The 24439-nt window shown below is 56.2% G+C and carries 23 protein-coding genes and 1 pseudogene; 11 read left to right on the top strand and 13 right to left on the bottom strand.

Features of this window, described 5'->3' with window-relative positions; all coding sequences use genetic code 11:
* Window positions 1-11 precede the first annotated feature (11 nt).
* Complete coding sequence (locus WFK85_RS07210) at window positions 12-956, top strand: dienelactone hydrolase family protein (RefSeq protein WP_336707124.1); 945 nt, start codon at window positions 12-14, stop codon at window positions 954-956.
* Here the strand turns inward: WFK85_RS07210 and WFK85_RS07205 are convergent.
* Window positions 917-1686, bottom strand: a pseudogene (locus tag WFK85_RS07205) (BPL-N domain-containing protein). The gene WFK85_RS07210 and the pseudogene WFK85_RS07205 sit on opposite strands and share 40 nt — an antisense overlap.
* 96 nt (window positions 1687-1782) lie before the next feature.
* Window positions 1783-2697: a LysR family transcriptional regulator gene (locus WFK85_RS07200; protein ID WP_336707126.1), complete on the bottom strand. Its 915-nt coding sequence runs from the start codon at window positions 2695-2697 to the stop codon at window positions 1783-1785.
* A 124-nt stretch (window positions 2698-2821) separates the two neighbouring features.
* Here WFK85_RS07200 and WFK85_RS07195 point away from each other — a divergent pair, with 124 nt between their 5' ends.
* Genes WFK85_RS07195 through WFK85_RS07185 form a run of 3 tightly spaced genes read left to right on the top strand, consistent with a single transcriptional unit; the run spans window position 2822 to window position 4802 of the window.
* Window positions 2822-3559 (top strand): SDR family oxidoreductase, encoded by a 738-nt coding sequence (locus tag WFK85_RS07195; RefSeq protein ID WP_008458914.1) that lies wholly within the window; start codon window positions 2822-2824, stop codon window positions 3557-3559.
* Between the two features lie 25 nt (window positions 3560-3584).
* Window positions 3585-4481 carry an SDR family oxidoreductase gene (locus tag WFK85_RS07190; RefSeq protein WP_336707128.1) on the top strand — a complete coding sequence of 299 codons (897 nt, stop codon included), beginning with the start codon at window positions 3585-3587 and terminating at the stop codon, window positions 4479-4481.
* 60 nt (window positions 4482-4541) lie between these two features.
* Window positions 4542-4802: a hypothetical protein gene (locus WFK85_RS07185; RefSeq protein WP_166992454.1), complete on the top strand. Its 261-nt coding sequence runs from the start codon at window positions 4542-4544 to the stop codon at window positions 4800-4802.
* A 103-nt stretch (window positions 4803-4905) separates the two neighbouring features.
* Here WFK85_RS07185 and WFK85_RS07180 read toward each other — a convergent pair whose 3' ends face one another.
* Together WFK85_RS07180 and WFK85_RS07175 are read right to left on the bottom strand one after the other, a co-directional pair.
* Window positions 4906-5427, bottom strand: coding sequence for a phospholipase D-like domain-containing protein (locus WFK85_RS07180; protein WP_166992452.1), 522 nt, complete (start codon window positions 5425-5427; stop codon window positions 4906-4908).
* A gap of 145 nt (window positions 5428-5572) precedes the next feature.
* The gene (locus tag WFK85_RS07175) at window positions 5573-6481 is read right to left on the bottom strand and encodes a LysR family transcriptional regulator (protein WP_336707131.1); all 909 of its coding nucleotides are present in this window, start codon (window positions 6479-6481) and stop codon (window positions 5573-5575) included.
* A gap of 110 nt (window positions 6482-6591) precedes the next feature.
* On the opposite strand from WFK85_RS07175, the gene WFK85_RS07170 reads away from it, so the two are divergent.
* On the top strand, window positions 6592-7806 hold the full coding sequence (locus WFK85_RS07170) for an MFS transporter (RefSeq protein WP_336707133.1): 1215 nt from the start codon (window positions 6592-6594) through the stop codon (window positions 7804-7806).
* A gap of 8 nt (window positions 7807-7814) precedes the next feature.
* Here the strand turns inward: WFK85_RS07170 and WFK85_RS07165 are convergent, their stop codons facing one another.
* Complete coding sequence (locus WFK85_RS07165; RefSeq protein WP_166992445.1) at window positions 7815-8183, bottom strand: VOC family protein; 369 nt, start codon at window positions 8181-8183, stop codon at window positions 7815-7817.
* A gap of 160 nt (window positions 8184-8343) precedes the next feature.
* On the opposite strand from WFK85_RS07165, the gene WFK85_RS07160 reads away from it, so the two are divergent.
* From WFK85_RS07160 to WFK85_RS07150, 3 genes are all read left to right on the top strand, one after another.
* Window positions 8344-9123 (top strand): alpha/beta fold hydrolase, encoded by a 780-nt coding sequence (locus tag WFK85_RS07160; protein ID WP_166873799.1) that lies wholly within the window; start codon window positions 8344-8346, stop codon window positions 9121-9123.
* A gap of 75 nt (window positions 9124-9198) precedes the next feature.
* Complete coding sequence (locus tag WFK85_RS07155; protein ID WP_336707138.1) at window positions 9199-9876, top strand: heavy metal response regulator transcription factor; 678 nt, start codon at window positions 9199-9201, stop codon at window positions 9874-9876.
* Window positions 9873-11264, top strand: coding sequence for a heavy metal sensor histidine kinase (locus WFK85_RS07150; RefSeq protein WP_336707139.1), 1392 nt, complete (start codon window positions 9873-9875; stop codon window positions 11262-11264). Before WFK85_RS07155 ends, WFK85_RS07150 begins: the two co-directional genes overlap by 4 nt.
* Before the next feature lie 9 nt (window positions 11265-11273).
* On the opposite strand, the gene WFK85_RS07145 is transcribed toward WFK85_RS07150, so the two are convergent.
* The 6 genes from WFK85_RS07145 to WFK85_RS07120 form a co-directional block, all read right to left on the bottom strand.
* Entirely contained in the window at window positions 11274-11882 is a 609-nt protein-coding gene (locus WFK85_RS07145; RefSeq protein WP_336707141.1) for a GNAT family N-acetyltransferase, read from the bottom strand.
* Between the two features lie 38 nt (window positions 11883-11920).
* On the bottom strand, window positions 11921-12928 hold the full coding sequence (locus WFK85_RS07140; protein ID WP_336707143.1) for a LacI family DNA-binding transcriptional regulator: 1008 nt from the start codon (window positions 12926-12928) through the stop codon (window positions 11921-11923).
* Between the two features lie 30 nt (window positions 12929-12958).
* On the bottom strand, window positions 12959-14368 hold the full coding sequence (locus WFK85_RS07135; RefSeq protein ID WP_336707145.1) for a sucrose-6-phosphate hydrolase: 1410 nt from the start codon (window positions 14366-14368) through the stop codon (window positions 12959-12961).
* Window positions 14365-15738: a sucrose-specific PTS transporter subunit IIBC gene (locus WFK85_RS07130; protein ID WP_166992430.1), complete on the bottom strand. Its 1374-nt coding sequence runs from the start codon at window positions 15736-15738 to the stop codon at window positions 14365-14367. Before WFK85_RS07130 ends, WFK85_RS07135 begins: the two co-directional genes overlap by 4 nt.
* A 63-nt stretch (window positions 15739-15801) precedes the next feature.
* Entirely contained in the window at window positions 15802-17319 is a 1518-nt protein-coding gene (locus WFK85_RS07125; RefSeq protein WP_336707148.1) for a carbohydrate porin, read from the bottom strand.
* A gap of 155 nt (window positions 17320-17474) precedes the next feature.
* The gene (locus tag WFK85_RS07120) at window positions 17475-18398 is read right to left on the bottom strand and encodes an aminoimidazole riboside kinase (RefSeq protein ID WP_166992425.1); all 924 of its coding nucleotides are present in this window, start codon (window positions 18396-18398) and stop codon (window positions 17475-17477) included.
* Between the two features lie 221 nt (window positions 18399-18619).
* On the opposite strand from WFK85_RS07120, the gene WFK85_RS07115 reads away from it, so the two are divergent.
* Window positions 18620-20317, top strand: a complete 1698-nt coding sequence (locus WFK85_RS07115; protein WP_166863902.1) for an NAD-dependent malic enzyme — start codon at window positions 18620-18622, stop codon at window positions 20315-20317.
* A gap of 52 nt (window positions 20318-20369) precedes the next feature.
* Here WFK85_RS07115 and WFK85_RS07110 read toward each other — a convergent pair whose 3' ends face one another.
* Window positions 20370-21257, bottom strand: a complete 888-nt coding sequence (locus WFK85_RS07110) for a LysR family transcriptional regulator (RefSeq protein WP_336707152.1) — start codon at window positions 21255-21257, stop codon at window positions 20370-20372.
* Window positions 21258-21366: 109 nt separating this feature from the next.
* On the opposite strand from WFK85_RS07110, the gene WFK85_RS07105 reads away from it, so the two are divergent.
* Both WFK85_RS07105 and WFK85_RS07100 read left to right on the top strand, forming a co-directional pair.
* Window positions 21367-22344 (top strand): hypothetical protein, encoded by a 978-nt coding sequence (locus WFK85_RS07105; RefSeq protein WP_336707153.1) that lies wholly within the window; start codon window positions 21367-21369, stop codon window positions 22342-22344.
* A 189-nt stretch (window positions 22345-22533) separates the two neighbouring features.
* Window positions 22534-22986, top strand: a complete 453-nt coding sequence (locus WFK85_RS07100) for an SgcJ/EcaC family oxidoreductase (protein ID WP_008458880.1) — start codon at window positions 22534-22536, stop codon at window positions 22984-22986.
* A gap of 97 nt (window positions 22987-23083) precedes the next feature.
* Here WFK85_RS07100 and WFK85_RS07095 read toward each other — a convergent pair whose 3' ends face one another.
* The gene (locus WFK85_RS07095) at window positions 23084-24193 is read right to left on the bottom strand and encodes an ABC transporter substrate-binding protein (RefSeq protein WP_336707155.1); all 1110 of its coding nucleotides are present in this window, start codon (window positions 24191-24193) and stop codon (window positions 23084-23086) included.
* Window positions 24194-24439: the final 246 nt, after the last annotated feature.

Below are 24439 nucleotides of genomic sequence, written 5' to 3'. Positions count from 1 at the left end.
AGGGTAAACAGATGGGTTCTTTGAAGTGGCTGATAGCACCTCTATTTCAGGAGCCACAGCGCTCCGGTTCTTTGTTTCATCTCTTCACCGGGCTGCCGGTTGCGGCACTTCTTCTCAGCGTCAGCGGCTGCAGTTCCGCCAGTAATAACGCTTCATCTTCCCTGAAGCTGGATCGCCAGCTCAATGAGCAGATTGTGATGTTGCCCGTGCAAATAGAGGGTAAAACCGTTGAGCTGGAAACCACGCTGTATAAGCCTCCGGGTAATGGGCCTTTTCCCCTGCTGTTGATGAACCACGGTAAAAATCCGGGCAATGCGCGCACGCAGCCGCGTTCCCGTCACCTGGAGATTGCCTCAGTATTTGTTCATCGGGGATTTGCGGTCGCGATTCCGATGCGGGAAGGTTTTGCGGCCTCCGGCGGCGACTACCCGAAAGACGGATGCGATGTGCGTCGTCACGCGTTTGATGAAGCAGATGGCGTGGCTGCCGCCCTCAAGGAACTGGTCAAACTGCCCTACGTTGACCGTTCACGCATTGTGATTGCCGGCCAGTCTGACGGCGGGCTGGTGACTATGGCGCTGAGTACGCATCCACTCCCCGGCGTGCTGGGCGTGATTAATTTCTCGGGCGGTCTGCGCCAGCCAAAATGTGAAGGCTGGCAGCAAAATCTGGTACGCACCTATGGCGCGATAGGTAAACAGGCTCGCTACCCGTCGGTTTGGTTCTATGGCGATAACGACCAGCTCTGGCCGCAGCCGATGCCGGAGCAAATGTTTAATGCCTACACCCGCAACGCGGAGGGCGACGCCGGGCATGCCCGAATGATCGATATCGGCACCTTCGGCAAAAACTCCCACGACTTTGCCGACAGCAAAGCGGGCGTCAAGCTCTGGTATCCGCAGGTTAAAGCCTTTGTTCAGTCGCTGGGAATGCCGTTCGAACCCCTGTCGAAATAGCTAAGCAGCCGGGCCATTTTACTCTGAGGTGAGGTGTGCCCGGTGACGCTGTTGTCAAACCAGCTGCCATCCGCCTCCGGATGTGGGCCGGTCAATACCACTTTTCCTCTGCCATAGCGGTAAGCGGCGATAGCCACGTCGCCGTTGCTGTACCAGGCCACGGGCGTAAAGCCGCTGCTTTTCGTGCCGGGATTAAAATAAGGGCCGTCCTGATAATAAAAAGGCTCTTTTTATTCCCCCAGCGGATATTCAGCGTGTAGTCACCTTCATCCGCCACGCCGGACCCAGGCCGACCGACCTCAGACTCAAGGGGGTTGTCGATAAGCCCTATCCAGTCTTTGTCCGCCAGATAAGCCCCCATGCACAAGCCAAGATAACCTTTCCCGCGTCTCACAAACTCTCTGATAGCCCGCGCGCCATCATCACCAATGGCATCATACGCAGCCGGAATATCCTGCCCGCCGCCAGGTTGCACATAGAGATCAAATTTACTCAAGTTCTGGCCGGTCAGCTTTAGCTTTTCTTTTTCACCGATGTAGGAAATAACAATGTTTTTCCTGGTATTTTGCAGGGATTTCGCCACCATTTCGGAACATTCATCGCAGCCGGCAGCTCCCCGGTATATGGCAATATTTAAGGGGCCGCCGTTGGCTGCATGCGTAGCGAATGGGGATAATAAAAAAGCGCAAAACGCTAAGCGAAATACGTTCAGACCTTGGGGGAAGTTCATCCGGGGATCCTGTCTCAAAAGCACTTTAGAGGAAGTCAGTATGGATCCCGAAGCCTTTTAAAAACCAGTCAAATCGCGGCGAGGTTTAGCAGGTGTTTAAGCCTTCCCTTCGGGAGGAAACCGCGAGCTGTAAATCTCCTTCAGCCAGTCGATAAACACCCTCACCCGCGGCGAAAGCTGCCGGTTTTGCGTGTACACCGCGGATACCGCGATGGCCGGGCTTTGCCAGTCAGGCATCACTTCTATCAGCCGACCTTCGCTCAGTGGCTGTTCAACGTGGTAGCGCGGGAGCTGAACCAGCCCGCAGCCTCGTAGCGCACAGATCACGTAATTCTCAGCTTCGTTGACCGTCACCCAGCCTTTCGGCGAATAAGCCCGGCGCTCGTTATCGATAATGAATTCAAAAGGGTAATTCAGGCCGCCTGTCGTCGAGAAAAAGTTCACGCACTGGTGCTGGTCAAGATCGTCCGGGTGCGCAGGCACGCCAAACGCCGCCAGATAATCCGGGCTGGCGCATACCACCTGCGGGAGATCCGCCAGATGACGGGCGACCAGCGAAGAGTCCTGTAATTTACCGGCACGCACCACGCAATCTATCCCCTCGCGGATTAAATCCACCAGCCTGTCGCCGCTGCTTATAATCAGTTCGATATCCGGATAACGGCGATGAAACTCGTCCAGGCGCGGCAGGACGATGTGCGAGGCATGCGTTCCCTGCAGGTCAATACGCAGGATACCGCGAGGCCGGGCCACAACCGGGCGCAGCGCAGCTTCGGCATCATTCAGCTCCGCAAGAATGTACACACAGCGCTGGTAGTACGCTTTCCCATCCTGAGAGGCTCGCACATGCCGGGTGGTGCGCTCCAGCAAGCGGCAGCCCAGTTGGCTCTCCAGCTCTTTAATCGCATTGCTTGCCGTGGCCCTCGGGATACCAAGCTGGTCGGCGGCCTGGCTGAAACTGCCCAGCTCAACAATGCGGGTGAACAGCTGCAAAGTGTCAAATTTATCCATCTGCTATTGTTAATCAAAACGGAATTATCTAATCAAATTAGCACCATTTATCCCGAAATCAAAAACATTAACAATGCACCCACGCCCACTCGGGGCGATTCACTCACCGCATCTGGAGAACAACATGACGACTGCAAAGAAAACTGCCCTGGTGACCGGCGCTTCCCGTGGAATTGGCCGGGCAATTGCCGAAAGACTGGCCCGCGACGGCTTCACCGTCGTCGTGAACTACGCCGGAAATAAAGCCAGCGCCGATGAAACGGTCCAGGCGATTAAAAACAACGGCGGGAACGCCGTGGCGATTCAGGCCGATGTCTCTTCGGAAAGCGATGTCACCCGTCTGTTTGCTGAAGCGAAAGCTCTCCACAACCAGCTGGATGTGGTGGTGCACAGCGCGGGGATTATGCCGATGGTGAAAATTACTCCAGCAGGCCTGGCCGAGTTCGACAAAATCATCAATACAAATCTGCGGGGGGCGTTTATGGTGCTGGCCAACGCCGCAGAGTCTCTGCAGGATGGCGGCCGCATTATCGCCCTTTCAACCAGCGTTATTGCCAAATCATTCCCGGCCTATGGCCCCTACATCGCCTCCAAAGCCGGGGTTGAAGGCCTGGTGCACGTCCTCGCCAACGAACTGCGTGGCCGTAATATCACCGTCAACGCCGTTGCACCGGGGCCAACCGGCACCGATCTGTTCCTGAACGGAAAAACCGAAGAGCAAATTCAGGCCATCGCCAGCCTCGCCCCGCTGGGGCGCATCGGCACGCCAGAGGAAATCGCCAGTATTGTGGCGACATTGGCTGGCCCGGACGGCAGCTGGGTGAATTCTCAGGTGATCCGCGTTAACGGCGGCTTTGCATAAGACTGGCGACCAACAGGAGACAAACATGCAGCAAATTATACTGATAACCGGCGCATCCAGCGGCTTTGGTGCCTTATCCGCGCGCGCCCTCGCCCATGCCGGGCACACCGTTTATGCCAGTATGCGCGATATTTCAGGTCGCAATGCTCCCCAGGTTGAAAGCCTGCAAGAGTATTCGCGGCAACACGGCGTGGATCTTCGCGCCATTGAGCTGGACGTGCAGTCCGAGGCTTCTGCGGAGGCGGCAGTCGCGCATATCATCGCGGAGCAAGGCCGGCTGGACGTCGTGGTGCACAATGCCGGGCATATGTCCTTCGGCCCTGCCGAGGCGTTTCTGCCGGAGCAGTTCAGCCAGCTATTCGACATTAACGTGCTGGGCACCCAGCGGGTTAATCGGGCGGCACTGCCTTATCTGCGTCAGCAGAGAAAAGGTTTGTTGCTGTGGGTCGGAAGTAGCAGCACTCGGGGCGGCACTCCGCCTTATCTGGCACCCTATTTTGCCGCCAAAGCCTCGATGGACGCCGTGGCCGTCAGCTATGCCGCCGAACTGAGCCGCTGGGGTATTGAAAGCTCGATTCTGGTGCCGGGGGCTTTTACCAAAGGCACCAATCACTTCCTGCATTCCGGCAAGCCTGCGGACAGCGAACGTGAGCTGGCCTGGACCCAAACTGGCCCAACCGCTGGACTGGAAGATGAAGCGCTGAAAGGCCTGGCGGCCTGTGAGCCAGAGGATACCGATGTTGCCGATGTCGCGGCGGCGATGGTGGATATTGTGAATGCGCCGTATGGCAAACGCCCGTTCCGCGTGCACGTTGATCCCTCTGATGACGGGGCCGAAGTGGTCAACGCCGTGGCCGACCGTATCCGCAAGGAGTTTTTGCAGCGTATTGGTTTAGGCGACCTGCTGACTCCCCGGCAGTAAATCCCCAGCCTGCGGCTTATCTCGCAAAGTTAAGCCGCAGGCCATTTCCAGGAGTGTTTTATGCGAACATTGTTATTTCTGCTGAGCGGTTTTTTGCTCGCCAGCGGCTGTTACCTGCTTATCCGCCTGTTCAGCCCGGACTACCCGCCGGCTCAGGCAATTATCGCCCGAGGCTTTGCGGTACTGTGGTGCCTGATTGCGGCGGTAAATATGCTGATCGGCGTAATTAAAGTAGGCTATGGCTGGGGCGAAGAACTGACCATTTTTGTCGTTATTTTCGCCCTGCCGGTGGTGCCGCTTTTGTGGATTGTTGAGCACTAATAGGGGGGCGGCCCATTCCTCGTTAAGCCTATTGCTTAGGCAAAAATTGCCCGGCTGCTTTGAGCGAGATGCTGACGTTAAAGGCCGCTAAAGTGAAGAGTGACTAACCCTGTGTTTTAAGTTCGAAGGGTTCAGATATTGCCCACCGGGAAGCAAAATGTTCCTGATACTGAGACACGATGTGAGGCATATTTTTAATAACGATGACATTCTCGCTGTTATCGTACTCTGCTGATTTTGCATAATTAAATGAACCTGTTTCTACAGTTGAACCATCAACAATCATCATCTTATCGTGCTGAATATGGTAATGCCCATCAATGCGCAGCTCCACTCCATGGCGAGTAATGTCGCGCATTGCCGCCAGTGATGTACTGCCTCTATTTCGACGTTTATCGATAACGACTTGTACTCTAACGCCTCGCTGTTGGGCTGCATCTAGTGCAGCAGCAATATCGTGGGCCTGAAATGCATATGCAACCATTTCGATAGAGGAGTGCGCTGAATTGATGGTATTTAGCACGAGCTGTTGTGCGCTACCTTCCGGAGAAAATCCCACCTCTATTGAAGGGGCTGCAGAAGCTGAACCAGTAATAATGAGCAGTAAAAAGGCCAATTGTTTCATAGCGGCTGTTCCAAATGAGTCTTCGATAACGTTCAGGAGTCCTCATTACCGGGTCTACTGCTGCAGGAATGAGGACATCGATAATACTCCTGACGTCCGCATTTGGCACGGAGCGGACAGCCTTGCTCGGTTTTGCCTGAGAACGTCAACCCACCAGCCCGCTAACAAAGTCCAGAAATGCCCGTGTTTTCGCCGGCACATGATGCCGGGAGGGGTAATACGCATAGAGCGGGAATCGATGATCTGACCATTCGGGAAACAGCGGCAGCAGCCGCCCAGAAGCGATGTATTCCTCACTGCCCAGCTCGAATATTTGCACAACGCCCAGCCCCGCAAGACAGGTACTGAATGCGGTTTCCGCATCATTCACCGTTAACAGGCCGCGCGGCTGGATCATCAGTTTCTTTTTCCCCTGATGAAATTCCCAACTGAAAGGCTTCCCCGTCAGCGGCTCGCGGAACAATACGCAGCGGTGCGGCTCCTGCTCCAGTTCCTGCGGTGTTTCAGGCCGCCCAAAACGCTGCACGTATTCAGGCGAGGCCATGGCAAATACCCGCGTGTCGAACAGCTTTCTGGCTATCAGCGATGAGGACTGAGGGTGACCAAAGCGCAGCGCCAGATCGAAGCCGTCAGAAATAAGGTCCCCCAGTTCGTCCCGGCTGCGCAGCTCGATTTCAAGCTCAGGGTGCTTATCCATAAACGCGCCGAGGCGTGGCCCTAAAACCTGGCTGGCAAACAGCGGATCAACATTCACCCTCAGTCTGCCGCGAATGCTCTGCCCGTCCCCTGCCGCGCCGCCGGTGACTTCGGCCAGGGCGCCAATCAGCGGCATAACCTGCTCGTAGAACTCCCGCCCCTCATCGGTCAGCCGCACTGAACGCGTGGTGCGGTCAAACACGCAAATACCGAGCCGCTTTTCCAGGCGTGCAATCGCCCGGCTGACACCCGACTGCGACATATCGAGCATTTCGGCGGCAGCGCCAAAGCTTAGCGTATCCACTACCGCCGCCATCACGTCCACACCTTCCAGCAGTTGCGAACTAAATGCTCTCATTATTGATTCTCAGTCATAGGTGATATGCCTTTCATGCTATCGCATTCTGACCTGTACGACGCCACAATTTGCTCGTCATCTCGACCTGTTCACATTTTCAGGATGGTTTTATGCATTCAAGCAGTACAAATATCGCTGCGCCGCAGGGCGCACACGTTTCCCGGGCCCGCAGCATCGCGGCGGTGCTGGCGCTGAGCCTGGGCTGTTTCACTTTTGTCAGTACCGAACTGATGCCGGTGGGAGTGCTGCCGGGCATGGCTGCCGGGCTAAACATTTCCCTCGGCGTGGCCGGTTATCTGGTCACGATTTTTGCCTTCATGGTGGCCCTCACCGCCGCGCCGCTAACCGGGTTACTGGGGCATATTAACCGCAAAACGCTGATGGCTGGGCTGCTGGCGGCCTGCTTTGCCGGCAACCTGATTACCTGGCTGGCGTCTGATTATTTTGTTGTCTTTGTGGGGCGTATTCTGGTGGCCGCGGCTATCGGCGTATTTTGGTCCACGGCGGTGGTGACCGCCGTGCATCTGGTCGCAGCACGCAACGCCGTGCGGGCAACGTCCATTGTTTTTGGGGGCGTTTCACTGGCAACGGTGCTCGGGGTTCCGGCGGGCACGATGCTGGGCGATTTTTACGGCTGGCGGGCGGTATTTGCCGCTCTGTGCCTCTTGTGCCTGGTGGTTTTCACGCTTATCGCCTGGTCCGTTCCCGCGGTACGAATCGCTAAATCCGCCAGACGCGGCGCTATTTCCGCAGTGTTTAAAAACAGAGCATTGCTGGCCATTCTTGGCATCACCGCGCTGGTGGTGACCGGCAACTTCCTGGCCTATACCTACATTACGCCATTCCTTGAGCAAATGGCCCGCCAGAGCAGCTCGCAAATCAGTATGTTGTTACTGGTTTACGGTGCGGCAGGCGTTGTCACCAACTTTGCGGTGGGGCCTTTTGCCGCCCGGGCGCCGCGAACCAGTCTGGGCGTGGTGGCCGCGCTGTTTACCGCCAGCCTCGCTTTTCTTAATGCGGCGACCGTCAGCCATACCACAATTTTTATCGCTATCGCCCTGTGGGGCGCAGCTTATGGGGCTCTGCCGGTGTTGCTGCAAACCCTGGTGTTCAAAGAGGCATCCACGCTTGAAGGCGGCCCGGATGCGGCAACCTCGGTCAACGTGTCGGTGTTTAACGCGGCAATTGGCTTAGGCTCCCTGATTGGCGGCGTGCTGATAAACCTGACTGGGCCTCGCCCTATTCCCTACGTGGCCGCCGCTTTTGCGCTGGCCGGGCTGTTGGCGGTGATAGTGACCCGTGAAAGCAAATTCCGTGGTGGCTGATGGCCTTTTTACAACACCTGGCCAATCATGATTTTATGGCCTTCTGGCGTCGCGACGAGAAATTCGCGCATCCCGTGTGGACGGCTGGCCGGTGGTTGTAAAATGATGGCACCACGCCGGGTAAACTCGGCGTAGAGTGCATCCACGTCATCAACATGCAGATAGCCGAAATAACTGTGATCCCCAAGGGAAGCTGGGGCCAGCGCCTGCGGGCAATGGCCCAGCATCACCTTCACTGTCCCTCGCACCGCTAATTGCCAGCCGTTCGTGCCAGGCCATTCAAGGGTAAAGCCTAACGTATCGCGGAAATAACCTGCAGTGTCATCAAGGTTGTTAACCGCCAGCACAAAGGCAAAAGGCGTAATATTATTAGTCATTTACAATCTCTTCAGGCTGAAAAATTCAGTGTAGAGCCGTTCATCATGCATCGCAAGAACGCCCTGTTTGTCATTTTTTTGTCATTTGTACGTCAGCACTTTGTTGGCGCCCGGGAACTACATTGGTCCTGACCCCCTTGTTGAATCCTGAGGATAGATCATGAAATTACGCCATCTCTCTGCTCTCGCCACCCTTGTGCTGGCGTCTCTTGGTACCACGGCGGCTCATGCCGACACCGCACCTGCTACACAGGAAGTGAAAAATATCGTGCTGGTGCACGGCCTATTTGCCGATGGATCGAGCTGGGGCAAAGTTATTCCGCTGCTGCAGGCCAAAGGTCTGCACGTCACGGCGGTACAGAACCCGACGACCTCTTTAGATAACGATGTTGCCGCGGTAAAACGCGCGCTGGCGCAGCAAAACGGCCCGGTGATTCTGGTGGCACACTCCTACGGCGGGATGGTGATTAGCCAGGCGGGCGATGAGCCAGAAGTCAAAGGCCTGGTGTATATCGCCGCCCGCGCCCCGGAAGCGGGTGAAGATTACCCGGCGCTCACCAAAAAATACCCGGCGGCACCGGCTTCCGCTGGCCTTAAATGGAACGACGACGGCTACGGCGCGCTGAGCGAATCGGCATTTATCCACGATTTCGCCGGCGACCTGCCGGAAAGCGAGGCCAAAGCCTATTACGCGGTGCAGCAGCCAATGGGCAAAGCCATCACCATGGCGAAAACCACGGTTGCCGCCTGGCATGACAAGCCGACCTGGTACGCGGTATCGACCGAAGATCGCACGATCAACCCGGATCTGGAGCGGTTTATGGCGAAGCGCATGCACGCGCAAACCATCGAGCTAAAATCCAGCCACGTTTCGCTGATTTCCCAGCCTGAAGCGGTGGCTAATCTGATCATGAAAGCGGCGCACGTGCCTGGCTACTGAGGTTCACGCCTCTTATAATGACGAGACTGGGGCGGTCTCCACGCCCTTTTCTCTCTTTTCGACGGGATCCGCTGCTTGAAAATCCTCATTATTGAAGACGAAGCGAAAACCGCCGCCTACCTGGTGAGCGGACTGAACGAAGCGGGCTATACCGCAGACTGGGCGGCTAACGGCATTGACGGCCTGCATCTGGCCCGGGAAGAAAATTATGACCTGATTCTGCTGGACGTCATGCTGCCGGAAATGAACGGCTGGACGGTAATGGAGCGTTTACGCGCCCACAGCCAGACGCCGGTGCTGTTTCTGAGCGCGCGCGGCACGCTGGAGGACCGTTTACGCGGGCTTGGTCTGGGGGCCGATGAATACCTCGTCAAGCCTTTCTCCTTTGCCGAACTGTTGGCAAGGATCCGCATTATTTTACGCCGCGGCCAGCCGCAGGCCGAAGCCGAAGAAGTGCTGACGATGGCCGATCTGCTGGTGGATGTCGCCAGGTTTCGCTGCGAGCGCGAAGGCAAGCGCATCACGCTGACCAATAAAGAGTTCAAGCTGCTGGTGTGCTTTCTCCAGCATCCGGGGCAAGTTCTGTCGCGAACGTTTCTGGCTTCCCGCGTGTGGGACATGAATTTCGACAGCGACACTAACGTGGTGGACGTCGCGGTGCGCAGGCTGCGGCAAAAAGTGGACGACCCCTTCCCGGTGCGGCTAATCCATACCGTGCATGGCGTGGGCTACCGCTGCGAGCCAGAGTCATGAAGCGTACTTCGCTAACCTTCCGCCTTGCCGTGTTGCTGGCCGCCTTTTCCTTTGTGGCGTTTACCGTCATGGGCAGCGCGCTCTATTACGCCCTGCGCCAGCAGCTTTCTATCCGTGATGACGCGGCGCTGGTTTCCCGCGTGGACCAGATAAGTACGCTGCTGCGGGATCTGGATGCGCGGCAGTTGATCCGCGAAAAGCCCCATTTGTTTGCCAATATGCTGGGCAATACGGAATCCCTGCTGGTGATCCGCTATGTGGGCGGTGCCACATTGCTGGAAGTTAACCCCATGCAGCGCGCGCTTCCCACCGTGACGCCGGTTGCCGCCAATCAGCGGCTGACGCTTGAGGCCGTACATCACGCCAATAATGCGGACGGCACGCCGATGGTTTACATGGCGGCAATTAGCCCCTCGGCCAATAATTTACCGCCGCTGGAGATTGTGTCGGCGCGGGTGCTGAGCGACAGAACCCATATTCTCGAAGAGTATCGCAACAAGATTATTCTCTTTGCCTCGATGATGGCGGCCATCTCGGTCGTACTGGCGGTGATCTTTGCCCGACGTGGCATTTCGCCTTTGCGTCGTCTGGCCGATCGCACGGCGACTATTGGCACCCAAACGCTCTCGTCGAGGCTGGATAAGCAGGATGTGCCGATGGAGCTTGATGCGCTGATTGACCAAATCAACGCGATGCTCGAGCGGCTGGAACGCGGGTTCCAGCAGTTAAAACAGGTCAGTGCCGATATGGCCCATGACCTGCGCACGCCGATAACCACCCTGCTCGGCCAGACAGAAGTTGGCCTCGGCGCGGCGAGGGACAACGCCTATTACCAGCGACTGTTGGGCTCAAACTTTGAAGAGCTGCAGCGTATGTCGCGGATGATAGACAACATGCTGTTTCTGGCCCAGGCGGAACAGCCTGACCAGGAGATCCAGCGGCGTGATATTGACATTGTTGAAGAGACTCACCGCCTCGGTGAGTATTTTGAGGATCTGGCCGCCGAGCGTGAGGTGACGATTCAAACGCACGCCAGCGGCACGGTCAATGCGGATGCCCTGTTGCTGCGCCGGGCGCTGGCGAACCTGCTGTCTAACGCGGTGCGCTATGCCGAGCCCGGCAGCGAGATTGAGATTGCTGCCAGGCCTGAAGCGGAAGGTATGTCCATCGTGGTGATGAACCGTGGGGAGACCATTTCTCCGGCGCACCAGGAAAGGCTTTTCGACCGGTTCTACCGGGCCGACCCTTCCCGCAACGACTCGGCGCACTCCAGCGGACTTGGCTTATCCATCGTGCATTCCATCATGCAGTTGCACAAGGGGCGCTGCTGGGTGGAAAGCCAGGCCGGGGTGACCCGCTTTGGTTTATGGTTCCCTGACCGAAACTAGCCAAACGCCTCAGGCTTTTTTATCTGCGGCCAACAGTCCAAAAAGCGCTGAGTCAGAAATCACGCCGTTGATTTCCCAACGCTGCCGCAGCAGCCCTTCCTGAGCAAAGCCCAGCTTTTGCAGGGCGGCTGCAGAAGCCTGGTTGCCAGGATCAATTTCAGCTTCGATGCGACGCAGATGAAGCACCTTAAAGGCATAGCTAATCAGCGCCTCGGCGGCTTCGTTAACCAGTCCCTTCCCCCAGTGCTCGCGCCCCAGACCAAACCCAATCTCGGCGCGGCGGGAATGAAAGTCAAAGCTGAAAAGCATACATTTTCCCGCCAGCTGGCCCGACTGTTTATCCCGGATGCACAGCGTCAGCGCAGAACGGTCCTGCATCTCTGCCGTTCTGCGGTCGATAAAACGCAGAGCATCGTCAAGGGAGCACCAGGGCGCGGTGTTCCAGTATTTCATCACCTGTGGATCGGAAAAAATGCTGAGCAGTGCCGGGGCATCTTCCGGTGAGGGTGGCGAAAGTATCAGGCGCGGAGTTTCAATCATTACCTTGAACGGCGAGGCGTGTTCAGCCTGCTCTTTATCAGCAAGAAGCGTTCCGGCCGGGTAGCAAAAAGTTTGCATAACGTTATTTCCCTATAGCGATGGTGGCAGGCTGTTTGTTATGAATGCCGACGTAATATTTTGGCCGGAAGATAGCGCTGCATCAGCGTGGGCGACTGCCCGTCAATCAGCTTGCTGATCAGGTCATAGCAATGAAAAGCTAGCTGGCGGTTATCCTGCTGAATGGTGTCGATGCGCACCGACAGCGAGTCATACAGGTAGTGGTCGTCAAAGCTGGCCAGGTGAATGTCGCTCTCCAGCAGGTTGTGCTGGCTCATGTAGCGCAGCACGCCCTCAAGCAGGCCGCAGGCGGCGGTAAACAGCGCTTTGGGCGGACGTCCAAGCTGCGCGCACAGTGCAGCAAAGGACTCATAGCCCGAGCTCGGATGATAGTTGCCGTGAATGATCCACTCCGGGCGCAGCGTGACGCCCGCCTGAGCCAGGCCCTGGGTAAACCCTTCCAGCCGATCCCGCGTGGGGGAAAGCCTCGGCTGGCCGCCTAAAAAGTAGAATTCATCCGCATGCTGGCGGGCAATCGGGGCGATCAGTTCGGCGGTAGGCTGCACGGAGTCGGTGGCAACCAGCGGCAGCGCGGTGTCGTTCATGTGCCGGTCAAACAGCACCACCGGCAGTTGCTCACTCAGTTTGTGGTAATCCACAGCTGTCAGCATGCTGGAGGCGACAATCAGGCCGTCAACCTGGCGCGCAATCATGTTGCTGACCACCATGTTTTCCTGGCCCGGATTTTCGTCGGTGCAGGAGATAAGTAGCTGAACGCCCGCTTCACGGCAGAGCATTTCCAGTTCGTGGGAGAAAACGGCGAACCCGTAGTTGGTGATTTCCGGGACCACAAGCCCAATGGTATGGCTGCGGTCATCCCGCAGCGAGCGAGCGTGAATGCTCGGCTGGTAGTGCTGCTGTTGCGCAATCGTCATGATGCGTTCGCGGGTGGACTGGGCTACCCTCAGCTCTTTGCCCCGGCCATTGAGGACCAGGCTGGCGGTCGCCTTTGAGACGCCCGCCAGTTCGGCAATATCTTTAATCGTGACGCGTTTGGTTTTTTTCACAGCGCAACCGTGGCAATGAGTCGAAAACCCTCATTGTATCATGCAGGAACGCAGCGGCCAGTAGCGCAACGTGACCGCCGACTCGCCGTTGAAAGAGAGCCGCTCCGAAGGATGCGGGAAATAGCGGCTGCTCATCACGCCTTCCCCCTGATTGATGAAGATCTCAACGCTTGAGCTGTCGCAGAGGATCTGCAGCGAGGCAACCGCGCCATGCCAGTAACGGTGAAGCGGATCGCCCGTCGCCAGGCTCGGACGCTGAAGCGTAATGCCCTGCCCGGTAACGTCCAGCGTCAGGCCGCCGCCAAAGCGGAGACTGAAGCGACCCGTGGCCTCTATCTGGAGTTCCAGGCGCGTTGCATCCAGCGCCGGAGCCAGGCTGGCTGGCCCTTGCCAGCGCTGTTCTTCTTCGCGCAGCAGAGCCAGTTCCGCTATCGGGTTTTGATAAAGCTTGCCGTTGTTAAGCGTAAGCTCCCGCAGGCAGGTCATCTGGTGGATCCAGCCCTGTTCACGGGTTGGCTGCAGCATCTCCTCGCCGTCCGGCACGCCCATCCAGCCGACGAGCAAACGCCGCCCGTCCGGCGCCAGCGCCGTTTGCGGGGCATAGAATTCAAAGCCTGCATCCAGTTCGTTCAAGTTGCCGTGGCTGAATGTCGCCGTGGCGTAATCAAAGTCGCCAACCAGATACGCCGCAGGGTAAACGTTCAGAAAGCGTTCATTTTGACGGGCCAGCCCCTGTGGGCAGCAGAGCAGCACATGTTTACCTTCAAGAGGGAAAAGATCGGGGCATTCCCACATATAGCCTGCGTCAGCCAGCCCGTGGACGCCGTTCCCGGCAATTTCGCCTCTGTTTTCCCAGTCGCGCATATTTGGCGAAGAAAACAGCAATACCTTGCCCCGCTTGAGAAGATCCTGCGCGCCCAGCACCATGTACCAGACGCCCTCGTGCTGCCAGACCTTCGGGTCCCGCACATGCCCGGTGTAGCCCGCAGGCAGCGGTAAAACTGGCCCCATTTTGTCAAAGCCACCGGCGCTGTTTTCCACCGCAACGCATTGCCAGGCCGTGCGGCTGCCGTCGTCAAACTTAACGTTGCCGGTGTAGCACAGCGTCAGCCTGCCTTCGAGGTCAACGGCGCTGCCGGAGTAGCAGCCGCTGCGGTCGTATTCTTCATCCGGCATCAGCGCCAGCGGCTCGTGTCGCCACTGCACTAAATCAGCCGAACTCCAGTGGCCCCAGCACTTGTATTTATGGTCCGCCGCCAGCGGGTTCCACTGATAAAACAGGTGCCAGCGCCCGGCAAACCAGGTAAATCCGTTCGGATCGTTCATCAACCCGGTCACCGGGGCGTGATGCCACTGCGGATAGTGTTTATCCTGCAGGGCTTTGGGCTGGCCTGTCATCACGGCCTGCAAAATGGCCGGTAAACGGGAAGCAAGCGTCATGCTTCAGACTCCGCTTTGTATTTCAGTAACAGGGAGAGGATGAACGCCACGCCAAAAGCGATAACCATCCCGATGATGTAGTTCACCAGCGAACTGGCCTGCACAATAGCCATGCCCGGCAGCGCGGTTAAGCCGACCGCCGTCATGTACACATGCACGGAAACCACCCAGGCCCCGCCCGCTGCGCCGCCCACTAGCGCCGCAATAAAGGGTTTAACAAACCTGAGGTTGATCCCGAAAATCGCCGCTTCGGTAATGCCCAGCATGGCAGAAAACGCCGAAGGCAGCGTAATTGCTTTGATTTTTGCATCCCGGGTTTTAAACCATACCGCCAGGCAGGCTCCGCCCTGCGCGACGTTTGCCATTGCCCAGATAGGCAGCAGGAAATTAACGCCGATGGCCGGATTGCCAAGCAGCCCGGCCTCAATAGCGTGGAAGCTGTGGTGAATACCCGTGATCACAATAACGGAATACAGCCCGCCAAAAAGCAGCCCGGCGAGCCAGCCCGCGTGGGCAATAAGCGTGCTGAGCACGAATGAGATGCCGTCCCCCAGCGCGCGCCCGGCCGGGCCGATAATCAGCAGCGCGATAAAGCCGGAAATGATGACCGTCAGGAACGGCGTCAGGATAAGATCCAGCGCATCCGGGATCACCCGGCGCAGCTGTTTCTCCACCAGACTCATAAACCACACCGCCAGCAGCACAGGGAAAACCGTACCCTGGTAGCCAATCATCGCCACTTCCAGCCCAAAGAAGTTCATGGTGTGGAACCCGGCCGCCACGCCCCAGGCGTTGGTTAACGCCGGATGGGTTAAAATTCCGCCCAGCGTCGCGCCCAGGTAAGGGTTGCCGCCGAACTCACGGGCGGCGGTGAAACCAATCAGGATAGGCAGAATAATAAACGCCGCCGAGCTGCACATATCCAGCATGATATAGAGCGCGTTATCCGGGCTGACCCAGCCGTAGGTTTTCACCATCCCGAGCAGCCCCATCAGCAAACCTGAGGCCACAATGGCAGGAATGATTGGCACAAAGATGTTCGACAGCAGACGGGCAATGCGCTGGAACGGATTCAGCTTTTTCGCCGCAAGATCTGCGGCTTCGGACTTGCTTGACTCTGCAATGCCTGCGGCCTGAATAAAGGCAGCATACACTTTATTCACTACGCCGGTGCCAAAGATGATTTGCATCTGCCCTGCGTTGCGAAAACACCCTTTCACGCCGTCGACTTTGCCAATCGCCTGTTGGTCTGCCAGCGCATCATCCACCAGAACCAACCGCAGCCTCGTTGCGCAGTGTGCCGCGCTGGCGATATTGTCTTTGCCGCCCAGCAGAGGAATCAGCTCTCTGGCAATGTGATTGAAATCCATAGTCACCTCTAAACGCTTTCTTGTTATGTCGTGGCACTCCCGCCGCAGCGGGAGGCCAGTTCGTTAAAACCAGGTTTCCATCTGAACGCCAAAGTTCCATTCCCCACCGGCGTTAAAGCCGCTGCTGCCGAAGGCGTCATTGCTCGCGTATTTGTCCAGTTTGCTGCTCCAGTCCATCCAGGTAGCAAACAGGCGCAGTTCCGGGCGGCTGAAGAAGTCGCCGATGCTGCCGGCCTTCAGCGTTGGGGCAAAGGTCAGCTTGTAGAAGCTGCCGTTGACCGCATTACGGTCTTTGTAGCCTTCTGGCCGCAGATCCATGTACTGATAGCTGCCCTCGAACGCCAGAGCAAAGTTCTGGGTGACTTCTTTGATAAGCCGCGCGTTGACCGTGGCCCATTCATAGCTGTCTCCCTTCACGTAGCGATCTTTACTGCTTTGCGCCAGCAGCGCCGGAGCAATATGCCAGCCGCCGCCAATCGGCGTCACGCCAAAGCTGGCAAAGCGCCAGGTATTCGCCTCCGACAGCAGCGCACCGTCCGACCCGATCCCTTTTACTTCGGCGCCAAGACCGTGGCCGTAGAGCAGCGCGGTTTTAGCGCTGCCTTCGCGCAGGCCGTAGAAGCTGTCATTATGCAGCCCTACCAGAGTATGCACGCCGGTATTGGCGGCTTCTTTTTGAATCAAATCGCCATTGGCATCTTTTCGGTCGTCGTTATCCTTTGCCCGAAGCCCGGTGACCATCAGCTGGAACGGCCCGGCAAAGTGATTCATGGTCAGCATATAGTTCTGGACGGTGTTGCCGGTGTCTTCGAGGTTGCCAAAATTGCGGCCATAGACCGCAAAGTTGCTGCGCAGCCCGTCGTTCCATTTCACGTCATACACGCCGCCGCCGGTGCCGGCGAGAAACACCACGTCGGAGTCCAGCCAGTGAATGTCGAAATTGTCACGATCGAAGCGCTTGCCTGCCCACCAGGTACTGCCTTTCAGCGGGCCCTCAAAGCCGGGGAGATTCCCCAGTTCCGCGAAGGCCTGGCGAATATTCAGGTCGCTGCTGTCCGCCGACCAGTCGTTGTAGGTCTTTTGCCCGTCCGCGAGCATAGCTTTAAAGCGGGTGGTGGTGCCATTGTCCAGCGTCTGGCGGTGCTCCAGATTCAGCTCAACGTAGGTATCGGCCTCGTTACCCAGTCGCCCTACTGCCCCCCCGGTTTCCCCGGCGGGCGTTAAGTAAGGGCCGCTTTTACTGCTGGATGCAGAATCATTCATTAACAGGCCGGAACGCGCGTAGCCATGGAATTCAAAACCAGTTTGCTTATCTGCTTTTGATTCCAGTCGGGCAGTACGGTCGGCCACCGCCTGAGTGGTTGCCTGAGTTTGCTGTTGTTGAGTGGCGAGCAGTTGCGCTTTGCTTTCGGCGGCGCTGGCGCGTTGTTCTGCGGCCTTCGCCCTGCTTTCTGCATCCTGTAAGCGCTGCTCCATCGCGGCAAGGCGTGATTCTATGCTGTTTAAATCCGTGGCGGCCTGCGCGGACGCCGTGCCAATCAGCAAGGCTATCATCACTGCCAGTTTATTTTTCTTATACATGTTCGTCGTATCCCTGAGAGGCTAATGTCATTTGTTTAGCTAAACCGGTTTAGTTGAAAAAGGGTAACCAGGGCGAAATACCGAAGGCAACGAATTTTGCTAAACCGATTTAGTAAATGTGACAGGCACGACAATCAGAATATATTTTTACCGTATTACAGCGATTGCTCGACCTCTTCCCGGTGAGGCAGCGCGGTCATCGCGCCTTTCGCCGTTGTCGCCAGCGCCCCGCAAAGCTGCGCCTGAGCGATAATCCCGGCCAGGGCTTCTTCGCTGTCGGGTAAGCCCTGGGTCGCCAGGCCGCTGAGCAACCCGGCAACAAAAGCATCGCCTGCCCCGGTGGTATCCACACAGACCACGGGCCGGGCATCAAAGTGGTAGATCTGACCGTGGTAATACACCAGCACGCCTTCCTTGCCCTGAGTGACCAGCAGAAGTCGCAGAGCAAAGCGGCTGACCAGCTTTTTAATGCCCTCATGGAGATGGGTTTTCCCGCTGATAAAAATCAGCTCTTCGACGGAGAGTTTCACCACATCGGCCAGCAGCAGCGCCCTCGTCAGGCAAGCCTGCAGCTCTGCGACGTCATGCCAAAGATCGGGACGGATATTAGGGTCAAAGCTGACCAGGCCCCCGGCTTTTTTTATCTGCTCCATGGCGGAGAACGTCGTGTTCCGGCTGGGTTCCGCGCTTAAGGCTATCGAGCAGACATGCAGCCACTGACCGTGGCTGAAGGACGGAATATCATCGTATTCAAGGAATAAATCCGCACTGGGGCGAACCATAAAGGTGAACGTGCGTTCGCCGTGTTCATCCAGATCTACCACCACCGTGGAGGTTCTCTGGTTGGCATCCAGCCGCATAAATTCGGTGTTTACTCTTTCTTCCTGCAGCGTGCGTCGCATAAAGCGACCAAAGGGATCGTCCCCCACGCGGCCAATAAATCCGCTGCTGCCTCCGAGGCGCGCAATCCCGACGGCAACATTGGCCGGTGCCCCGCCAGGGCATTGCAGTAACCGGCCATTGCCGTCCGGAAGCAGATCGACGACGGCATCGCCCAGAACCCAAACTTGTACGCTCATGGTGTCTCCATTCGTAAGCTAAATATTGCTAAACTGGTTTAGCTATTTAAACACACTCACGGAACGCGCTGAAACAAAATTCCTGCCGATTTGAGGACTTGTGTAACCAAAGTTCTTGGCCTGGCGGTGTCGGATGCAAAATCGCTGTGCCATAATATTGCGCGAAAACTTACCGAATGAGCCTTACTGGCAAGACGTTACGTCGAAAAAAGAGTATGCACATGGACATCAAACCAAAAAAACATCGCTCGCTTTACATCCCTTACGCCGGACCCGTTTTACTTGAATTCCCCCTGTTAAATAAAGGCAGCGCTTTCAGCATCGAAGAGCGCCGCAATTTCAACCTGCTCGGCCTGCTGCCGGAAGTGGTTGAAACCATCGAAGAGCAGGCAGAACGTGCCTGGATTCAGTACCAGGGCTTCAAAACCGAAATCGACAAGCACATCTACCTGCGCAACATCCAGGACACCAACGAAACGCTGTTCTACCGCCTGGTTGAAAATCATCTGGAAGAGATGATGCCGGTGATTTACACCCCCACCGTGGGGGCCGCCTGTGAGCGCTTCTCAGAAATCTACCGCCGCTCTCGCGGGGTGTTCATCAACTACGAAAATCGTCACCACATGGACGATATTCTGCAGAACGTGCCGAACCACAACATCAAAGTGATCGTGGTGACCGACGGCGAACGTATTCTCGGCCTGGGCGACCAGGGCATCGGCGGGATGGGCATTCCTATCGGGAAGCTATCGCTGTACACCGCCTGTGGCGGCATCAGCCCGGCCTACACCCTGCCGGTGGTGCTGGACGTCGGCACCAACAACCAGCAGCTGCTGAACGACCCGCTGTATATGGGCTCTCGCCATCCGCGCATTACCGGCGACGACTACTACGAGTTTGTGGACGAGTTTATCCAGGCCGTGCGCCACCGCTGGCCGGACGTGCTGCTGCAGTTCGAAGACTTCGCGCAGAAAAACGCCATGCCGCTGCTGACCCGTTACCGCGACGAGATCTGCTCGTTTAATGATGATATTCAGGGCACCGCCGCTGTGACCGTCGGGACGCTGATCGCCGCCAGCCGTGCTGCAGGCAGTCAGCTTAACCAGCAGAAAATCGTCTTCCTGGGCGCAGGCTCCGCGGGCTGCGGCATCGCCGAGCAGATCATTGCCCAGATGCAGCGCGAAGGGCTGAGCGAAGAAGCCGCCCGTGGCAACGTGTTCATGGTTGACCGTTTTGGCCTGCTCACCGACAACATGCCTAACCTGCTCTCCTTCCAGACCAAACTGGTGCAGAGCCGCGAAAGCCTGGCGGAGTGGGATCTGGAAAACGAAGCGATTTCCCTGCTGGACGTGGTGCGTAACGCGAAGCCAAACATTCTTATCGGCGTTTCCGGCCAGACCGGCCTGTTCACCGAAGAGATCATTCGCGAAATGCACAAGCACTGTGCTCGCCCAATTGTGATGCCGCTGTCTAACCCGACTTCCCGCGTGGAAGCCACGCCGCAGGACATCATCACCTGGACCGATGGCGCCGCGCTGGTGGCCACCGGCAGTCCGTTTGATCCGGTGACCTGGAAAGATAAAACGTACCCTATCGCCCAGTGCAACAACGCCTATATTTTCCCTGGCATTGGCCTCGGGGTGATTGCCTCCGGCGCGTCGCGCATTACCGACGAAATGCTGATGGCGGCGAGCGAGTCGCTGGCTCAGCATTCTCCGCTGCTGAACAATGGAGAAGGCATGGTGCTGCCAGAGCTGAAGGACATTCAGAAAGTGTCCCGCGCTATCGCCTTTGCCGTGGCGAAGATTGCCCAGCAGCAAGGCGTAGCGGTAGTGACCTCCGCTGAAGCCCTGAAGCAGGCCATCGACGATAACTTCTGGCTGCCGGAATACCGCGACTATCGCCGGACTTCCATCTAACGAAGCCATTGTGGTACATGTTCAAACCCGCCTTTTGGCGGGTTTTTTATTTTCAGTTTCGCGCCTTAAGAAAATCCAGAAAAGCGCGGAAAGCGGCGGACGGATGCTTGCGATTCGGGAAATAGAGGTGAAAACCCGGCAGCTCCGGCAGCCAGTCATCCAGGACGGAAATCAGTTTCCCGCTCTGAAGGTGTGGTTCGGCCATCTCCCGCAGCACATAGGCCAGGCCCACGCCGTTAAGCGCCATGTCGAGAGCAATATCCAGGTCGTCCACAACCACGGGGCCACTCACAACGACCTCCTCACGGCTTTCAGCTTGTTCAAAATACCAGCCAAAAGCTTTCCCGCTGGGGTAACGGAATTGAATGCATTTGTGTTCAGTTAACCACTGTGGCTCTGCCGGGATCCCATGCTGAGCAAAATATGCCGGCGTGGCGACAACCGCGTAGCGTACCGGCGGACCGACAGGAATAGCTTTCATATCCTTCTCTATAACCCGGTTCAGCCTCACGCCTGCATCAAGCTGCGCCTTCACGATATCGACCAGCCGGTCATCCATCTGCACTTCAACCTGAATATCAGGGTACTGCCGGGTAAAGTCGGCAATCAGCGGCGCAAGCTGAAGCCTGCCGCCCTGGCGCACAACATTGAGCCGAATAATGCCCATCGGCGTATCGCGATAAAGGTTGAGTTCGTCGAGCGTGAGGCTGATGTCATCAAAAGCCGGGGCAACCTTCTCATACAGTTTTCTTCCCGCCTCGGTGAGCGACACGCTGCGCGTCGTCCGGTTGAACAGCCTGACTTTAAGCCGCTCCTCCAGTTGGCGAATGGAATGGCTTACGGCCGAGGGCGTTAGCCCAACCTCTTCCGCCGCCTGACGAAAACTGCGGTACTTCGCCACAATCACGAAATAGCTGAAATCCACCAGCTTGATGCTCATTAGTGAATATTCCTCACTTCCCCAAGAAAATTCATGATCTTAATTACACACCAGACGGGGGATAAAGTCTCGCTATCGCAATAGATATCCCTGATAACGAGGTTTTAAGATGAAAAACATTAAATTAGAAAAAGTCTTCATCGCCGGTGGCTACGGCATGATTGGGTCAGCTATCGCCCGCCAGATTCGTGAGCATTTTCCTGCGGTTGAACTGGTGATTGCAGGTCGCTGTCCGGCAAAAGGCGCGAAGTTAATCGAGCAACTGGGGTTCGCGCACCCGGCGTTTATCGACCTCACCGGAGCGGAAGTGCCTGAGCATGCCGCTAACGCGCAGCTTATTATTGCCGCCGTGCCGGACCCTAAGAACCTGCTGGCGGAGTTTGCTATCAAAAATAACATCGCCTTCATAAATATTACCCAGGCAACGGGTGACGCCATTTTGCCGCTGCTGAATTTAACTCAGCGCTATCGGCTGACTCAGCCCGTCGTGCCGCTGGGCTATTACGAAGCGGGCCTTTTTTTACCGTTGGTTAGCCTGCTTGCCGCTGATTTTAGCGTTATTGATAGCGTGCAGCTTTCCGCGCTTCATGACCCGGCGGATCCGTTGGGAGAACTTTCCAGCAGCGAATTAGGCAATGAACCTGCTTCGGCTCTGATTCGGGAGTCAGGAAGCTGGACGCATTCATCCACTCCCCGGGATATCACTCTCCAGAATGGTGAAGTGGTTCAGGGCGTGCCGTTCAGCATACTCGATACCACCGCGGTGGCCGCTATAACCAGCGCGAATTCGGTCAGGCTGGATATCGCGGCGGGTACGTCAATGGGTATGCATCAGCATGGCAAGCCGTCTATTGACCTGTACGTTGATATTGCCGGCACGGATTATGCTGGCGAGCATGTCAGAAAGCGCGTGATTGCCTCTGACCCACACGGTCAGGCGCATATGACCGCTTTTGGCGTACTGACGGTGATTAAGGCGATGCTAGACAGTGAAAAAGGAGGCCTGGTTGCCGCTGAAATGCTGCTGGATATGGCTGCGGCGCTGCAGCAAATGAAAGACGCCGGGATCGCCATTTCCCGCGAATAAGAAAAATATCAATGCAGGGTCCTGCATTATATTCATCACGTTAATGAAGAAAGACTCACCTATAAACGATTCAGGCCGTAGGCATCAATATAAGTAAATATATGTAACTATATACAATGATCATTGTTGCGAACTGGGATTATTGATACTTTCCAGGCAGTTTAACCGCACTCAAAAAAGGGAAATATTATGAGGAAAGTGTCAGCTTTTATCGGTTCATTACTGCTGGTTTCTGGTTCCACATGGGCCGCGCCCGCTAAGGATTGTGTGAAAGTGGACAAAGCCGCGATTGAAGGCTTGTTCGACCGCTGGAATGACTCGCTAAAGACTGGAGATGCTAAAAAAGTCGCTGATACGTATCTTACCGATGCGGTGTTATTGCCTACTGTGTCAAACCAGGTACGTCTGACGGACGCCGAACGTGTGGATTATTTTGAACATTTTCTGGCGAAAAAGCCCGTGGGTAAAATTGACAGCAGAACGGTTAGAATTGGCTGCAATAAAGCGATTGATGTAGGGACCTATACCTTTACCTTTGAGGATAAAACGACGGTTTCTGCACGATACACTTTCACCTACGCCTGGGATGGCAGCGACTGGAAAATCTCTTCACACCACTCTTCCGCGATGCCTGAAGTTTAATTAATAAAGGCGGTGACGTTTGTCACCGCCTTTATTGGCTTGTCTGAATACCAACAGGGCCACTTTAATCGTGCGCGTTTCGTTTCTTAAAAAGCGATTATGGCTTTTTGTAGACGTAACTCAGCAGAATAGGATCGTCAGGGATCTGCGTGAACTGCGTGATTATCTGGTGGTAGTCCGCCGTTGGGTCAAGATCCTGCAGTTTTTGCGGGTACAGGTCTTTGGCTAAGATTTCCATCCCGATAATGTTGTACGGGTGATTATAGAAGTGGTGATACACGCCGTAGACCTTGCCTTCTTTCACCGGCTCGATGTTCTGGAACGTGTTACGGGCCAGCAGTTTACTGAAGGTGGCGTTCACTTCCTGCGGCGTACCGCCGTAGCCAAACGGCAATACGCTCGGATTCGGGCGTTTAGAGCCGGACATAATATAGACGTCAGGCTTCATGGCGATGATCTGCTCCATGGAGACAAACCCGGCGCTGCCAGGCAGCAGCTTAGAACCAATGTTCTTCCCGCCTACCGCTTCCACCAGCGCGCCCCAGCCGTTGTGCCCGTGGGTGAAGCAGCAGTTCTCGGTGTTACCGGCGATCGGCTCAATAAACACCGTAGGTTTGTTTTTAACATCGGCCGCCACCTGCTGAATGCGGGCCAGGTGCTGCTGGTAATAGTCAGTGTACTCTTTGGCGCGTTTCTCCTGATTAAGCACGGTGCCCAGCAGCTTCACGCTGTTGGCGGTGTTCTCAACCGGGTGCAGCTCATAGTCAACGAACACCACCGGAATATTGAGTTTTTTAAGGGACTTAATAACGCCGGTTTGCTCCAGCGCAGGCTTGGCCCGCAGTTGCGCAATCATGATGTCCGGCTGCTGCGCCAGCACGCTCTCAAGGTTGACTTCGCCCTGATCGCTAAAGCCCATATCAATAATTTTGGTGGCTTCAGGCCATTTGCCCTTCAGCACATCCCAGGTTTGGGTGTCCTGTTTTTTCGGCAGGTTATTCCAGGCTACAACGCGTTTGAACGGATCTTCACGGTCGAGCAGCGCAAGCGACAAAATGTCTCGCCCATCCTGCAGGATCACATGCTGAGGTTCTTTTTCGATAGTAATACGCTGGTTATCCATGTCGGTAACCGTGATGGGGTAAGTGGTGGCGCCGCAGCCCGCCGAAGCGAGCAGTAACCCTGTCAGGACCAAATTTGCTTTCATTGATTGATGCTCTCCATGAGAAAGAGATTAGTTATTATTACTATTTATATTAATAAAGCCTTAATTTCCCGCGGTATGGCAAGCACTGATTGGTTTAATTTTATTACGTGACAATGTCACAAAAACTTAAGCAAAATCGTAAATATATCGATACACCCCCCGTAACCCTCATTTGACGCATCTACGCTTTTCCCTTACCCTGCGCGGCATAAATGTATACAGCTCTTCGTAAATGCAGAGGAAAGC

Origin of the sequence: Cedecea sp. VD22 (genome assembly GCF_037150195.1) — a bacterium.
GTDB lineage: Bacteria > Pseudomonadota > Gammaproteobacteria > Enterobacterales > Enterobacteriaceae > Cedecea.
The sequence above is the reverse complement of the archived record's forward strand: the minus strand, read 5'-3'. Positions and strand labels throughout refer to the sequence as shown.

Excerpts from the sequence above, each read along its gene's own strand:
- WFK85_RS07210 (WP_336707124.1), top strand. The coding sequence starts at position 12 with ATGGGTTCTTTGAAGTGGCTGATAGCACCTCTATTTCAGGAGCCACAG.
- WFK85_RS07200 (WP_336707126.1), bottom strand. The coding sequence starts at position 2,697 with ATGGATAAATTTGACACTTTGCAGCTGTTCACCCGCATTGTTGAGCTG.
- WFK85_RS07195 (WP_008458914.1), top strand. The coding sequence starts at position 2,822 with ATGACGACTGCAAAGAAAACTGCCCTGGTGACCGGCGCTTCCCGTGGA.
- WFK85_RS07190 (WP_336707128.1), top strand. The coding sequence starts at position 3,585 with ATGCAGCAAATTATACTGATAACCGGCGCATCCAGCGGCTTTGGTGCC.
- WFK85_RS07185 (WP_166992454.1), top strand. The coding sequence starts at position 4,542 with ATGCGAACATTGTTATTTCTGCTGAGCGGTTTTTTGCTCGCCAGCGGC.
- WFK85_RS07180 (WP_166992452.1), bottom strand. The coding sequence starts at position 5,427 with ATGAAACAATTGGCCTTTTTACTGCTCATTATTACTGGTTCAGCTTCT.
- WFK85_RS07175 (WP_336707131.1), bottom strand. The coding sequence starts at position 6,481 with ATGAGAGCATTTAGTTCGCAACTGCTGGAAGGTGTGGACGTGATGGCG.
- WFK85_RS07170 (WP_336707133.1), top strand. The coding sequence starts at position 6,592 with ATGCATTCAAGCAGTACAAATATCGCTGCGCCGCAGGGCGCACACGTT.
- WFK85_RS07165 (WP_166992445.1), bottom strand. The coding sequence starts at position 8,183 with ATGACTAATAATATTACGCCTTTTGCCTTTGTGCTGGCGGTTAACAAC.
- WFK85_RS07160 (WP_166873799.1), top strand. The coding sequence starts at position 8,344 with ATGAAATTACGCCATCTCTCTGCTCTCGCCACCCTTGTGCTGGCGTCT.
- WFK85_RS07150 (WP_336707139.1), top strand. The coding sequence starts at position 9,873 with ATGAAGCGTACTTCGCTAACCTTCCGCCTTGCCGTGTTGCTGGCCGCC.
- WFK85_RS07145 (WP_336707141.1), bottom strand. The coding sequence starts at position 11,882 with ATGCAAACTTTTTGCTACCCGGCCGGAACGCTTCTTGCTGATAAAGAG.
- WFK85_RS07135 (WP_336707145.1), bottom strand. The coding sequence starts at position 14,368 with ATGACGCTTGCTTCCCGTTTACCGGCCATTTTGCAGGCCGTGATGACA.
- WFK85_RS07130 (WP_166992430.1), bottom strand. The coding sequence starts at position 15,738 with ATGGATTTCAATCACATTGCCAGAGAGCTGATTCCTCTGCTGGGCGGC.
- WFK85_RS07125 (WP_336707148.1), bottom strand. The coding sequence starts at position 17,319 with ATGTATAAGAAAAATAAACTGGCAGTGATGATAGCCTTGCTGATTGGC.
- WFK85_RS07120 (WP_166992425.1), bottom strand. The coding sequence starts at position 18,398 with ATGAGCGTACAAGTTTGGGTTCTGGGCGATGCCGTCGTCGATCTGCTT.
- WFK85_RS07115 (WP_166863902.1), top strand. The coding sequence starts at position 18,620 with ATGGACATCAAACCAAAAAAACATCGCTCGCTTTACATCCCTTACGCC.
- WFK85_RS07110 (WP_336707152.1), bottom strand. The coding sequence starts at position 21,257 with ATGAGCATCAAGCTGGTGGATTTCAGCTATTTCGTGATTGTGGCGAAG.
- WFK85_RS07105 (WP_336707153.1), top strand. The coding sequence starts at position 21,367 with ATGAAAAACATTAAATTAGAAAAAGTCTTCATCGCCGGTGGCTACGGC.
- WFK85_RS07100 (WP_008458880.1), top strand. The coding sequence starts at position 22,534 with ATGAGGAAAGTGTCAGCTTTTATCGGTTCATTACTGCTGGTTTCTGGT.
- WFK85_RS07095 (WP_336707155.1), bottom strand. The coding sequence starts at position 24,193 with ATGAAAGCAAATTTGGTCCTGACAGGGTTACTGCTCGCTTCGGCGGGC.